Origin of the sequence: Sorangium sp. So ce381, from assembly GCF_051473845.1 — a bacterium.
In the GTDB taxonomy this organism is placed as follows: domain Bacteria; phylum Myxococcota_A; class Polyangia; order Polyangiales; family Polyangiaceae; genus Sorangium; species Sorangium atrum.
In genome coordinates this window covers 7,841,872-7,855,390 of record NZ_CP150336.1, presented here as the reverse complement: position 1 = coordinate 7,855,390, position 13,519 = coordinate 7,841,872, and the positions used below count along the sequence as shown (strand labels likewise).

Annotated in this window: 11 protein-coding genes; 5 read left to right on the top strand and 6 right to left on the bottom strand. The window is 71.0% G+C overall.

What is annotated here, in order from left to right; all coding sequences use genetic code 11:
* Positions 1–42: 42 nt before the first annotated feature.
* On the top strand, positions 43–1,407 hold the full coding sequence (locus tag WMF29_RS29100; RefSeq protein WP_437323401.1) for a serpin family protein: 1,365 nt from the start codon (positions 43–45) through the stop codon (positions 1,405–1,407).
* Positions 1,408–1,431: 24 nt separating this feature from the next.
* On the opposite strand, the gene WMF29_RS29095 is transcribed toward WMF29_RS29100, so the two are convergent.
* Positions 1,432–1,668, bottom strand: coding sequence for a DUF433 domain-containing protein (locus WMF29_RS29095; protein WP_437323400.1), 237 nt, complete (start codon positions 1,666–1,668; stop codon positions 1,432–1,434).
* Positions 1,669–1,744: 76 nt separating this feature from the next.
* Positions 1,745–3,271: a xylulokinase gene (locus tag WMF29_RS29090; protein WP_437323399.1), complete on the bottom strand. Its 1,527-nt coding sequence runs from the start codon at positions 3,269–3,271 to the stop codon at positions 1,745–1,747.
* 136 nt (positions 3,272–3,407) lie between these two features.
* Here WMF29_RS29090 and WMF29_RS29085 point away from each other — a divergent pair, with 136 nt between their 5' ends.
* Both WMF29_RS29085 and WMF29_RS29080 read left to right on the top strand, forming a co-directional pair.
* Positions 3,408–4,442, top strand: a complete 1,035-nt coding sequence (locus WMF29_RS29085) for a zinc-dependent alcohol dehydrogenase (protein ID WP_437323398.1) — start codon at positions 3,408–3,410, stop codon at positions 4,440–4,442.
* Between the two features lie 158 nt (positions 4,443–4,600).
* Complete coding sequence (locus WMF29_RS29080; protein ID WP_437323397.1) at positions 4,601–5,359, top strand: SDR family oxidoreductase; 759 nt, start codon at positions 4,601–4,603, stop codon at positions 5,357–5,359.
* Positions 5,360–5,383: 24 nt separating this feature from the next.
* On the opposite strand, the gene WMF29_RS29075 is transcribed toward WMF29_RS29080, so the two are convergent.
* The gene (locus tag WMF29_RS29075) at positions 5,384–5,713 is read right to left on the bottom strand and encodes a hypothetical protein (RefSeq protein ID WP_437323396.1); all 330 of its coding nucleotides are present in this window, start codon (positions 5,711–5,713) and stop codon (positions 5,384–5,386) included.
* 448 nt (positions 5,714–6,161) lie between these two features.
* Here WMF29_RS29075 and WMF29_RS29070 point away from each other — a divergent pair, with 448 nt between their 5' ends.
* A complete protein-coding gene (locus tag WMF29_RS29070; protein ID WP_437323395.1) occupies positions 6,162–6,716 on the top strand; it encodes an RBBP9/YdeN family alpha/beta hydrolase in 555 nt (184 codons plus the stop codon).
* A gap of 16 nt (positions 6,717–6,732) precedes the next feature.
* Here the strand turns inward: WMF29_RS29070 and WMF29_RS29065 are convergent, their stop codons facing one another.
* The 3 genes from WMF29_RS29065 to WMF29_RS29055 form a co-directional block, all read right to left on the bottom strand.
* Positions 6,733–7,590 (bottom strand): hypothetical protein, encoded by an 858-nt coding sequence (locus WMF29_RS29065; RefSeq protein ID WP_437323394.1) that lies wholly within the window; start codon positions 7,588–7,590, stop codon positions 6,733–6,735.
* A 58-nt stretch (positions 7,591–7,648) separates the two neighbouring features.
* Positions 7,649–8,020, bottom strand: coding sequence for a hypothetical protein (locus tag WMF29_RS29060; RefSeq protein ID WP_437323393.1), 372 nt, complete (start codon positions 8,018–8,020; stop codon positions 7,649–7,651).
* Between the two features lie 110 nt (positions 8,021–8,130).
* Positions 8,131–12,429, bottom strand: a complete 4,299-nt coding sequence (locus tag WMF29_RS29055; RefSeq protein WP_437323392.1) for a CARDB domain-containing protein — start codon at positions 12,427–12,429, stop codon at positions 8,131–8,133.
* A gap of 256 nt (positions 12,430–12,685) precedes the next feature.
* Here WMF29_RS29055 and WMF29_RS29050 point away from each other — a divergent pair, with 256 nt between their 5' ends.
* Positions 12,686–13,513, top strand: a complete 828-nt coding sequence (locus WMF29_RS29050) for an SDR family oxidoreductase (protein ID WP_437323391.1) — start codon at positions 12,686–12,688, stop codon at positions 13,511–13,513.
* Positions 13,514–13,519 lie beyond the last annotated feature (6 nt).

Below are 13,519 nucleotides of genomic sequence, written 5' to 3'. Positions count from 1 at the left end.
CGCAAAAGCGCTCTGGCACGCAGGCTGCTAATCCCTGGCATCATGAGAACATCAATTGTCTTGGCGACCGTGCTCATGTCGGCTCTCGCGGGGTGCAGCTCGAACGATGGAGGCGGCACCGGCGGTGGTGGCCCGGATCAGGGAGAGGGCGGCTCGGGCCCGGGAGGGGGCGGCTCGGCCGTCGAGTGCTTCGAGAAGAAGGCTGGCTGCGTGCTGCCGTCGGACGCGGCGCGGATCGAAAACCCGGTCGTCTCGGAGGAAGATCAGGTGTTGCTGACGCGCAACAACGCGAGCTTTGCGCTCGACCTCGGCCGCGTGCTCCCCAGCGCGAACGGGAACGTCGTCTACTCGCCTTACAGCATCTCGACGGCGCTCGCCATGACGTACGCGGGCGCGCGGACCACCACGGAGCAGGCGATGGCCGCGACGATGCGGTTCGAGCTCCCGCAGGAGCGGCTGCACCCGGCGTTCAACTACGTGGATCTCGAGCTCCACAAGCGCGCCGAGGGCTCCAGCAACGTCGAGGGGGGCGGCTTCCGGCTCCACACGGCCAACGCCATCTGGTCGCACGTCGATCTCGCGCTCGAACAGCCGTTCTTGAAGGTGCTCGGTGAGAGCTACGGGGCGCGCGTGCGGCTCGCCGACTTCGATGCCCCGAAGGAGGCCGAGAGCCTCATCAACGCGTGGGTGAAGGACCAGACGGAGGGCATGATTCCGAAGCTCCTCGACAACAACGTGACCCCGGAGACGCGCGTCGTGCTCACCAACGCCATCTACTTCGACGCCGCGTGGCACACGCCGTTCAGCGAGGGCGCGACCAAGCCCGGCGCGTTCCAGCGCGGCGACGGCACGAGCGTCACCGCCCAGATGATGCACGGCACACAGGAGACGCGCTACGGCGCCGGCGACGGCTGGGAAGCCGTGGAGATCCCCTATGCGGGCACCCCTGTCTCGATGTTCCTCGTCCTGCCTGCCGAGGGGAACGCGGACGCGCTGGCGGAGTCGCTCGACGGCGCGGGGCTCGAGACGATCATCGCCTCGACGCAGTCGCGGTCGGTCGATATCACGATGCCGAAGTTCTCGTTCGGCACCTCGGCTTCTCTCAAGAAGGCGCTTGTGGATCTCGGCATGGGCGTCGCCTTTGGCCCCAGCGCCGACTTCTCGGGCATCATTCCGGGTGGAGGGGTCCAGATCCAGGACGTCATCCACAAGGCGGTCATCGACGTGGACGAGGCCGGGACCAAAGCCGCGGCGGCGACGGCGGTCCTCATCGCCGCCACGGGCGCGGGCTTCTTCCCGGAGCCCGCGGAGATCGTGCTGGACCGGCCGTTCTTCTTCTTCATCAGCGATCTGCCGACGGGGGCGCTCCTCTTCGCGGGGCGCGTCAACGATCCGACAGCGCACTGAGGAGACGTGAGGCAGGCGGAATCTTCATGACGCCTTCAGTGGAAGCTCGACCTCCTCGGTGCGCCAGGCTGCATACGTGAGCGCCGCCAGCACATCGTCCTTCTCGAGGTATGGGTAGAGATCCAGCACCTTCTCCACGCAGTGTCCGGCCGCCAGCAGTCCTAGGATCGTGCCCACCGTGACCCTCATCCCCCGGATGCACGCGCGGCCTCCCATCACTGCGGCGTCCTGAGTGATCCTCGCGAGCAGTTCCGTCGCCATGCCCTGGAGGTGCCCTGTCCTCGGGCGCATGGCACCGGCCCAGCTCGCTCCTTCGGGAGAGGAGCGCGCGCCGCGGCTAGTCCCTCGTGAAGGCCGAGAGGCGGCGCAGCAGCCCCGAGAGCTGCGGATACATGTCCCGGTAGATCTCCAGCAGCGCCGCGTAGCGCTCCCGGCGCGCGGGATCGGGATGGAACGTCGCCGTGGCGTTCCCGCGCATCGCCTTGGCGGCCGCCTCGATGCTCCCGGCCAGACCGGCGCCGGCGGCCGCACACATGGCGGCGCCCAGACAGGCGGCCTCGACCGTCTCGGACCGCTCGATGGCGACGCCCGTCGCATCGGCCATCACGGCACACCAGAGGTCGCTCGCGGCCACGCCGCCGACCGCGGCGAACTCCGCGACCTCGATCCCCGCCGCGCCCCGCATCAGGTCCAGCACCAGCGCCTGCTCCAGCGCGACGCCCTCGATGAGGGCGCGGTAGACGTGGCCGCGCCCGTGCGCGTCCGTGAGGCCCAGGATCGCGCCGCGGGCGTCGGGATCCCAGTGGGGGTTCATGGCGCCCTCCCAGTAAGGCAAGAGCAGCAGGCCGCCGCTGCCGGGCGGCAGCGACGCCGCCTCGGCCTCGAGCGCGGCCATGGCGGCGCCGTCGCGCGGATCGACGCCCAGCTGGCGGCGCAGGTACCAGTCCGAGAGCAGCGCCCCGCTGCGCAGGCTGCTCTCCAGCACGTAGCCGCGGCCGGAGGCGCTCGTCATGGTCCGCCACGCCGGGTCCTGCCGCGGCTCGGGGGAAAAGACGCCGAAGACCACCGCCGTGCCGAGGTTCAGGTAGGCGCGCCGCGGGTCCAGGGCGTCGACGCCGAGCCCGGCCATCTGGCCATCGCCGCCGCCGGCCAGCACCGGCGTGCCCTCGCGCAGCCCGGTGGCCGCCGCTGCGGCCGCGGACACCGCGCCGAGCGGCGCGCCGGGAGGGAGCGCCTCCGGCAGCCGGGCGGGCGTGATGCCGGCGGCGGCGCAGAGCTCCTCGGACCAGCGGTGCGCGCCGATGTCGAAGAGCGCGAGCGGATCGGCGCTCGCCCAGCTGGTGCGGGCGCGCCCGGTCAGCGCCTGCACGAGGTAGGCCTGCACGTCGCAGAAGAGGGCGGTGCGGCGGTGGGTCTCCGGCTCCTCGCTGGCCAGCCAGGCGATCTTGGGCAGCGCCGGGCCGAAGTCCGCGGCCTTGCCGGACAGCGCCCTCAGGCGGTCTTGCCCGATGCGGTCGATGCGAGCGACGACCGCGCCGAGGTGCCCGCGCGCGCGGCCGTCCAGCCAGAGCATGGCGGGGCGGAGCGGCTCGCCGTCGGGACCGAGGCAGGCGAAGGTCTCGCGCTGGTGCGCGATGGAGAGGCCCGCGATGCGGCCCGGGTCCACCGCAGCGGTGACGCCGGCGACCGCCTGGCACAGGGCGGCCCACCAGTCCCGGGGATCCTGCTCGAATCGCTCAGGAGCTGGCCGGGCCAGCGAGAGCGGGGCGCGGCCGGCGGCGTGCAGGCGCCCCTGGACGTCGAAGGCCGCCGCCTTGGCGGCGGTGGTGCTCAGATCGATCCCGAGGACGAGGTCGGCCCGCATGGCGCCGTCAGCGCCCCGGAACGCAGGATTGACAAGCGATCACGGGCGCAGACTACAGTAGGGAATCGCGCCGGCACAATCGTCCAGCGCGGCCCTGCCGGGGAGCCGGCGGCGTCTTGAAAGGGAGCCTGGAACGGTGCGCGCAACCTTCATTCACGGTATCCGCGATGTGCGGCTGGGCGAGGTCGAACCTCCGCGGCCGCGCGAGGGCATGGTGACGATCCAGGTCGCGGGCTGCGGGATCTGCGGCAGCGATCTGCACTACTACCTGGAGGGCGGGATCGGCGCGGCGCAGGTCCGGGACCCCTTCGTGCCAGGGCACGAGTTCGCCGGCTGGGTCGTCGACGACCACCCGGAGCTGGGCCTCTCGAGGGGGCAGCTCGTCGCCGTCGACCCCGCGCACGCCTGCGGCCGCTGCGAGTGGTGCCACCGCGGCCACGTGAACCTGTGCCCGCACGTGGAGTTCCTGGGCGCGCCGCCGCTCCACGGCGGCATGGCGGAGCGGCTGGCGGTGCGCCCCGACCAGGTCGTGCCGGTCCCCCGCGGCTTCTCGGTGCGAAAGGCCGTGATGCTGGAGCCGCTGGGCGTCGCCGTCCACGCGATCGACCTGGCGCGGCCCCACCTGCAGGAGACGGTGGTGGTGCTGGGGTGCGGCCCGATCGGCCTGTGCCTGGTCCAGCTCGCGCGCCTGGCCGGCGTCGCGCGCGTCTTCGCGGTCGACCCCGTCACGTACAGGGCCGAGGCCGCGCGCCGGCTGGGCGCGCACGACGCGGCGCCGAGCTTCGCGGCCGTCGCGGAGTGGACGGGCGGCCGCGGCGTCGACCTCGTGCTCGAGGCGACGAACTCGCCCGAGGGCTTCCACCACGCGGCCGAGGCCGCGCGCGTCGGCGGGCGGATCCTGCTGGCGGGCATCCCCGACGGCGACCGCTACGCGCTGCCGGCGGCGCTGTGCCGCCGCAAGGGGCTGAAGATCAAGTTTTCCCGCCGCATGGGGCACGTGTACCCGCGGGCGATCCGCCTGGTCGCCGAGGGGGCGGTGGACGTCGAGTCGATCGTCACCCACCGGTTCGACCTGTCCGAGGCCGAGAAGGGCTTCCGCCTGCAGGCGGATTGCCAGGACGGCGCGCTGAAGTCGATCATCGTTCCGGACGAAGGCGACACGCCGTTCTGATCCGGGTCGTCGCGCGGGATCTCCGGACGGAGGGAGCGCGGCTGTCATTTTCCTTCGCCTCCTGTCACACGAGCTAGACCCACTTCGTCATCGACGGTGAGCGCGGGGTCACAGGAGCAAGGCGCCGGTCGCTCGCGCGACGGACAAGGGAGAAAGACATGAAGATCGTGGTTATCGGTGGAACCGGTCTGATCGGGAAGAAGCTCGTACGCAGGCTCCGCCAGCAGGGCCATGAGGTCGTCGCGGCGTCGCCCTCCACGGGCGTCAACTGCCTCACGGGCGAAGGGCTCGCCGGAGCGCTCGCAGGAGCCGAGGTCGTTGTCGATGTGGCGAACTCGCCGTCGTTCGAGGACAAGGCGGTCCTCGACTTCTTCGAGACCTCGGGCCGCAACCTGCTCGCCGCCGAGGCCGCCGCGGGCGTCAGACATCATGTGGCGCTCTCGGTGGTCGGCACCGATCGAATGCTCGTCAGCGGCTATTTTCGCGCGAAGATGGCGCAGGAGGCGCTGATCGTGGCCTCCGGGATCCCCTACACCCTCCTGCGGGCCACGCAGTTCTTCGAGTTCATGGACGGGATCGCGCGCTCCAGCGCCGACGCGGAGCGGGTCCGCCTCTCGTCGGCGCACCTGCAGCCGATCGCGTCCGAGGACGTCGCCGAGGCCCTGGCCGACGTCACGCTCGGGGCGCCCGTGAACGGCATCGTCGAGGTGGCCGGCCCGGAGAAACGCCCGCTCGCCGAGTTCGTCGGCAAGTACCTGAGCGCGAAGAAGGACCGCCGCGAGGTGATCGCCGACGCGGAGGCGACCTATTTCGGCGTCCGGATCGACGATCGGTCGCTCACCCCCGACGACGGCGCGCGCGTCATGCCGACGCGCTTCGACGACTGGCTCGCCCTGTCGCTGGCTGGCGCGGCGTGAGGCATTCGAGTCTGTGAGGTGTAATCAGCGCCGTTCGAGCGGCTTCACGACGAGCGCCCCGGTCTTGACATAGCGCTCGTAGACGACACGCAGCTCCGCGTCGTTGAGCCCCTGCTCGTCGTCGACGATGTAGACCCCGCGCTGCGGGTCGCGGTAAACGTTCGCCTTGAACTCCTCCCAGCTCATGATTTCGTCTCCGTTCGGCGTGGACTCGCCAGCTTCGGACGAGGAGGAGGGATCCGTGGCGCCGCAACCGGCGAGCGCGAGCGCCACCACGGGCACGCAGAGAAACACAGAGAGCGAGCTCCCGATGCGGCTCCTGGGCAGACGCCCCGAAGACGATCCTTGATTCATTGAAACCCCTTTCGCGGTCAGGTCACACGTTGTTTCAACCAAGAGAATCCTGCCGGCGGCGATTCGACATCCAGCGCCGCCAGCATCTCGTATATTTACACAGGAATCGAGGGACATGGAAGTCCCATGCGGGAGCTGCAGGGGCAGCTTGATCGCCGCCGGCGGGGGATGGCGTCCCGGCGGCGACTGCGCCTCGCGAGCCAGGAGGAGGAGAACGTCGAAGGCGTCTGGCATGCGACATGAGCCGCGACGCCCCGGGGCGACCCGCGCACGGCCGAACGCAACTTTTTCTACGCGCCCCGCCTCCTTGCTGGAAAAGCGAGCCATATCAACGGCTTGTCCATGCGTCGAAGGGGTCGACTCCGCTCCGGGGTCTGCGGGGTGGCGACGAGGTGATTTTGACCCGCTTCCTCTGTACCCTCCTCGTTCGCGGGGAGGTCTTCTCACGATGCTTTCGCTGCTCATCGTCCCTGGCTACAGCGGCTCCGGCCCTCGCCACTGGCAGACGCTCTGGGAGCAGAAGCTCTCCTTCGCGCGCCGCGTGGAGATGCCCGACTGGGATCACCCTGACCGACGTGCGTGGGTCGAGGCGCTCGACCGGGCGGTCGCCGCCAGCGCCGAGCCCCCGGTGCTCGTCGCGCACAGCTGCGGCGTCAGCACGGCGGTCCACTGGGCGGCGCTGGGCGCGCGACCCGTGCGCGCCGCGCTGCTCGTCGCGCCGGCCGACACCGAATCTCCGAGCTACCCGCGCGAGGCGTCGACGTTCCACCCGTTGCCCAGCGTCAGGCTCCCGTTCCCCTCGATGGTCGTCGCGAGCTCGAACGACCCGTACTGCACCCCGGAGCGAGCCGAAGCCTTCGCGCGCGCCTGGGGGAGCCGCTTCGTCCATGCGGGGCCGTGCGGGCACATCAACGTCGACGCCGGCTTCGGGCCCTGGCCCGAGGGCGAGCGGCTCCTCGCTGCGCTGATAGGCGAGCCCGTCTCTCGGGTGTTTCGCGCTTGAGGCGGCGAGCGCCGTCTCAGCGGTCCTCGGCCTGGGCCGGGACCTCGAGGCGCAACGCCCATGCCTCGTACGCCGGCACGCCGAGCGCGGCGAATGAGGGGAGGATCACGCGGTCGATCCGCTCGTAGAAGGCGCGCGCCGCGGCCGGGCGCGAGGGGATCCCGAGGTTCGGGCCGGAGGGCGGCGGCGCGTCGGGCAACGGGTCGCCGTCGGCCCGCGAGGCGCCGGCGTGGATGCGGTCGTAGTGCGCGAGCGAGAACGCCAGATCGGCGGCGAGCCAGTCGCGCTCGTCCTCGGTGAGGCGCGGAAAGACGAGGCGCGCGAGCGCCCAGCCGAAGCGGTCGTGGAGGATCTCGTCCCGGAGGAGGGTGCCCACGACGACCTGCAGGCAAGGATCGGTGGTGTGCTGCTGGAGGACGTCGAGGATGCCGACGGACGCGGATTCGCCCACGCAGAACATCGATGCTGTCCATCGGGCGACGAAGAGATGGGCCGGAAGGCCGTTTCGCGGGAGCTGGAGATCCGAGGGGGCGAGGGTCGCTCCGTGGTTGCCGCCGAGCGCCTCGGCCGCGCGCGCGCACAGCTCGGTGTGGCGAGCCTCGTCCTGGAGGAGGCGCGAGGCCGCGGTCGTGACCTCCAGGGGCAAGCGCAGCTCGGCGAAGCGGGCGATGAGCTCGCCGAAGACGATCATGGAGCGGTATTCGGCGACCGCGCGCGCGGCCCACGCCTGGCGGGCGATCTCGACGTCGGCCGGCGGGAGCGACGCCGGGTCGAGGCGGTCCCACGGGGGCGCGGGGTAATGGCGATCGAGGAAGCGGCGGTGGAGCGTCGCGAAGAGCCGCTCGGTCGTGCCGAGAGGGAACGCGGTGTTCATGAGGGGATGCGGCGCGGCCGTCGCCGAGCGAGGGGGGCGGCGGGGGATGCCGCTCGCGTCACGGCTTCGTGCGCGACGGCGTGTTGATGTGCACCGGCGACGTCGGCGGGGGTTGGCCGGGCGGAGGACGACCCACGGTCGCGGAGGACGACGCAGGGGGCGCCGTCGGCGGCGCAGTCGGGGGCGTGTTCACGTTCACCGGCAGCTTGGGTGTGGCGTCGCTCGGATCGGTCTGCGGAGCTTCCGGCGGGGTCGCGGGGGACGAGGACTCGGTGGGCGCTGCGGTCGGCGCTGGCGGGACGTGGTCGACGGGAGCCCGTTCGTTGATGGTGTGGTCGGGCGCGGAGCTCCCGCCGCACCCGGTGACGAGCGCGGCGGCCGCCAGGAAATGGGCGCGAACACGGGCGAGGCGCTGCGGGTCGAGGGGCATGCGGCGAGACTACCGGGGCGCACCGGGGTTGGGAAGCGTGGAGACGGCCTTGGTTCTCCGCCTCGAGCCGGGGGAGCGCCGTCACGTCGGCGAGCTGTGGAAGCGGGTGATCAGAAGCTGACGAGGAGCTCGCCGCCGGCCGTGGCGTTGTTGCCCTCGAGGAGCTCGGGGACTTCGCCGTAGGCGTCCACGATGACGCCGAGCGTATAGGTGTCCACGGGGACGTAGGCGTCAGAGGGGACAACGAGGCTCTCGCACTGGCCTGCGGCGAGGCTCGGCACCCAGGCGCCTCCGGCGAGGAAGTCGGCCGTCGTGATCGTCGCGTCGGCCGACAGCCGGACCTCCACCAGGGTGCCGTAGCTCGGGGCCGTGCCCTGGTTGCACACGGTGACGACGGCGTCGAAGACGCTGCCCGGCGCGGCGGTCGATGGGCCGCTCACGGACGCGATGAGATCCGGCCGGTAGCCGACGCCGAACACGCTGCTTGTGTTCGTGTTGTTGGTCTCGATGAGCTCCTGCATCCAGCCGTTGGGGTCCACCGCGGCGGCGAGGCGATAGGCGCCGTCGGGCGCCGCCAGGTAGGTGGGGATCGTCACGACCGTGCACTGGCCGCGATCCAGGTACGGCACCGGCGCGCTTCCGGCATAGAACCCGGTGTTGGCCTCCTGGTCGCCGGCCGCCAGGCGCAGCTCCACGTCGGTGCCGTAGCTCGGCTGCGTGCCCTGGTTGCAGACGGTGACCGCGGCGTCGAAGCTGCTGCCCGGGAGGGCGCTGGGCGGGCCCGCCACCGCCGAGACGATGAGGTCCGGTCGATGGCCGACGCCGATCGCGCTGCTCGCCGCGGCGTTGTTGGTCTCGATGAGCTCGGGAGTCCAGCCGTGCGGATCGACGATCGCGCCCAGGTGGTAGGCGCCTTCAGGCACGTAAGCGTTCGCCGGGAAGGTCACGGTGGCGCACTGGCCCGGCGCCAGGTAAGGCACCGGCCCGTTGCCGGCCAGGAAGTCGGCCGTCGTGATGGTCGCATCCGACGAGAGCCGGAGCTCCACGTCGCCGCCGTAGCCCGGCTGCGTGCCCTGATTGCAGACGGTGACCTCGGCGTCGAAGCTTTCACCCGGGGCGAGGCTCGGCGGCCCGCTCACCGCGGAGACGATGAAATCCGGCCCGAAGCCGACGCCGAGCACGCCGCCCGCCGCAGCGTTGTTGCTCTCGATGAGCTCGACGAGCGATTCGCCCGGGTCCACGATCGCCCCGAGGCGGTGGGCGCCGTCGGAGCCATGGGCGCTCGCGGCGACGTGCACGGAGGTGCACTGTCCAGGGCTCAGCCCGGGCACATAGCCGCTCCCCGCGTGGACGTCCGAGGGCGTGATCGCGTCGTCGCTCGACAGGAACACCTCGACATCGACGCCGTAGCTCGGGGACGTCCCCTGGTTGCAGACGGTGACGGAAGCGTCGAATCCGCTGCCCGGCAGGGCGCTGGGCGGGCCGCTGACCGCCGAGACGACGAGGTCGGGCTGGAAGCCCACGCCGATGAGGTCGCCCGAGGCGGCGTTGTTGGACTCGATCAGCTCTTCTTGCCAGTCGTACGCGTCGACGATCGCTCCGAGGTGATAGGCGCCATCGGGAACATAGGCGCTCGCGAAGACGAGCACGGAGGCGCACTGCCCGGGCGCCAGGAAGGGGACCATGCCGTGTCCTGCCGGTGTGTCGTCGTGCGTGATCGTGGCGTCGGCGGACAGGTAGAGATCCACGTCGGCGCCGTAGCTCGGCTGCGTGCCCTGGTTGCAGACGGTGACGGAGGCATCGAATCCGCTCCCCGGCATGGCGCTGGGCGGGCCGTCGACCGCGGAGACGATGAGGTCGGGCAAGTAGCCGACGCCGATCACGGCGCTCACCGCGGCGTTGTTCGTCTCGATGAGCTCGGGAATCCAGTTGTTCCGGTCGACGATCGCGCCCAGGTGGTAGGCGCCGTCGGACACGTACGCGCTCGCCGGGAAGGTCACGGTGGCGCACTGACCCGGATCCAGGTACGGCACCGGACCGCTGCCAGCAGGGGAGTCGGCCGACGTGAGGGTCGCGTCGGCGGAGAGGAGAAGCTCCACCTGGGCGCCGTAGCTCGTCTGTGTGCCCTGGTTGCAGACCGTGACCGACGCGTCGAAGCTTCCGCCAGGGATCATGCTCGGCGGCCCGCTCACGGCGGAGACGACGAGATCCGGCGCGTAACCGACGCCGATCACGCTGCCCGCCGCGGCGTTGTTGGTCTCGATGAGCTCGGCGATCACGCCGTTCGGGTCCACGATCGCGCCGAGGTGGTGAGCGCCGTCGGGCACATAGGCGCTCGCGGGCACGGCGACGGAGGCGCACTGCCCGGGGCTCAGCCCGGGGACATAGCCGCTCCCGGCGTGGGTGTCCGAGGGCGTGATCGCCCCGTCGCCCGACAGGAGCAGCTCGACGTCGACGCCGTAGCTCGGGGTCGTGCCCTGATTGCAGACGGTGACGGCGGCGTTGAAGCCGCTGCCGGGCGTGACGCTCGACGGCCCGCTCACGGCAGAGACGACGAGGTCGGGCCCATAGCCGACGCCGATCAGGTCGCCCGGCGTCGCGTTGTTGGTCTCGATCAACTCGGGCTGCCAGCCGTGCGGATCGACGATCCCGCCGAGGTGATAGGCGCCGTCCGCCACGTAGACGCCGGCGGGGATCGTCACGGCCGCGCACCGGCCAGGATCCAGGTAAGGCGTCGGAGCGCTGCCCGCGAGCGTATCGGCCTGTGTGATCGTGGCGTCGGCGGACAGGCGCAGCTCCACCATGCTGGAGCCCGGGGTCGTGCCCTGGTTGCAGACGGTGATCTCCGCGTCGAAGCCGCTGCCCGGCAGGACGCTGGGCGGGCCGCTCACGGAGGCGACGATGAAGTCAGGCCAGTATCCGACGCCGATCAGAGAGCCTGAGCCCGCGTTGTTGGTCTCGATGAGCTCGGGGACCCAGCCGTGCGGGTCGACGATCGCGCCGAGGTGGTGGGCACCCTCGGGCACATAAGCGTTCGCCGGAAAGGTCACGGTGGCGCACTGGCCCGGATCCAGGTACGGCACAGGACCGCCGCCGGCGAGGAAGTCGGCGGTCGTGAGCGTCGCATCCGCGGAGAGGCGCAGCTCCACCTGGGCGCCGTAGCTCGTCTGTGTGCCCTGATTGCAGACGGTGACCGACGCGTCGAAGCCTCCGCCGGGGAAGACGCTGGGCGGCCCGCTCACGGCGGAGACGACGAGATCGGGGCCATGGCCGACGCCGATCAGGCTGCCCGACGCGGTGTTATTGGCCTCATTCAGCTCTTCTTGCCAGTTGTACAGATCGACGATCGCGCCGAGGTGATAGACGCCGTCAGGTACGTACGCGCTCGCAGGGATGGTCACCGCCGCGCATTGCCCGGGATCCAGGTACGGCGCCTGGGCGCCGCCGGCGGGCGGGTCGGTCCCCGTGATGGTCTCGTCGGCTGACAGGCGCAGCTCCAGGGCGGTGCTGTAGCTCGGGGTCGTGCCCTGGTTGCAGACGGTGACGGTGGCGCCGAAGCCGCTGCCCGGAAGGGCGCTCGGCGGGGCGCTCACCGAGGAGACGATGAGATCCGGCCGATGGCCGATGCCGATCACGTCGCCAGCTGCGGCGTTGTTGCTCTCGATGAGCTCGGGAACCCCGCCGTACCGATCGACGATCGCGCCCAGGTGGTAGGCGCCGTCAGGCGCGTAAGCGCCCACGTGGACCGTCCGCGTGGTGCACTGCCCCGGATCGAGGTACGGCACCGGCTCGCCGCCGATGGGCACGTCGGCCGCCGTGATGATCGCGTCCGAGGAGAGGTACAGCTCCACGTTGCTGCCATAGCTCGTCTGCGTGCCCTGGTTGCAGACGGTGACCGAGGCGTCGAACCAGGCGCCGGGCACCTGGCTCGGCGGCCCGCTCACGGCCGAGACGATGAGATCCGGGCCGTAGCCGACGCCGATCTCGCCTGCCAGCGCCGTGTTGTTGGACTCCGAGAGCTCGATCACCTGGTCGAGCTGGTCCACCACGACGCCGAGCGTGTAGGCGCCGTCGGGCACGGCGGCCGCGGTCTGAGCGCCGACGTCGACGCATTGCCCCGGGCCCAGGTACCCCAGCGGCGCATAGCCGACGGCGGGATCCGATGGTGTGATGATGTCGTCGTTCGACAGGCGCACCTCGACATGGGTGCCGTAGCTCGCCGAGTTGCCCTGGTTGCACACAGTGACGGACGTCGTGAAATAGCTGCCCGGCACGGCGCTCCGGGGCGCGCTCACGCTCGAGATCACGAGGTCCGGCTCGTCGCCTGTGAGCGCCCCGATCGCGGCCCCGATCGGCTCGGGATCGTCTGGGGGTCCGCCGCTCCCGCACCCCACGGTCATCGCCAGCATGCCGAACACAAAGCACGCCCGTCGCACAAGAGATACTCTTAGGCTGAGCATAGAGAATCAGGAGAAGCTGGGGGCGCGTCCACGTCAAGGGGGTCGCAGGTTCTTGCCGGAGTTTCGCGGGATAAGGACGTTACGCCGTCACGAGGTGGGGGCGCCTCGCTTCCCCGGCGTCTTCCGTGACGTCTTCCGTTTCCGTGGCGCGAGCGCGGTGACCTTGCGCCTTGCGCCCACCGCAGGAACCTGAGAGAGGAGCATCATGAACGGGAAGGTCTGCATCGTTACCGGGGGCAACACGGGCATTGGCAAGGAGACGGCCCGCGGCCTCGCTCAGCGCGGCGCGAAGGTGGTGCTGGCGTGCCGCGACACCGCCAGAGGGGAGGCGGCGCGCGACGACATCGCCCGCTCCACCGGCCGCAAGGACGTGGAGGTGATCGCGCTGGATCTCGGGAGCAAGGCGAGCATCCGCGCCTTCGGGGAGCGCTTCAGCGCGGCGCACGAGCGCCTGGACGTCCTGGTGAACAACGCCGGGGTGTGGCGGAGCTCGCGCGGCACGACCGAGGAGGGGCTCGAGGCGACGTTCGGGGTGAACCACGTGGGGACGTGGCTGCTCACGCAGGACCTCCTGCCGCTCCTGAAGAAGAGCGCGCCGTCGCGGGTCGTCGTCCTGTCCTCGAAGCTGCATTACCGCGGCCGGATGGACTGGGAGGACCTGCAGTTCGAGCGGCGGAAGTACGGCACGACCGCGGCGTACGCGCAGTCGAAGCTCGCGAACGTGCTCTTCACCAAGGCGCTGGCCCGACGGCTCGAGGGCACCGGCGTCACGGTCAACGCCGTCCATCCGGGCGTGGTCAGGACGGAGCTGATGCGCGATTATCCAAAGCTCCTTGTGAAGATCTTCACCCTGTTCCTGCTCACGCCCGAGCAAGGGGCCGAGTGCTCGCTGCACGTGGCCACGGCGCCGGAGCTGGCCGGGGTGACGGGCGAATACTTCGAGAAGAGCCGTATCAAGCCGGCGGCGGCGGAGGCGCTCGACGAGGCCGCGCAGGAGCGGCTCTGGGCGCTGACCGAGGCGCTGGCGGCGTAGCGCCGC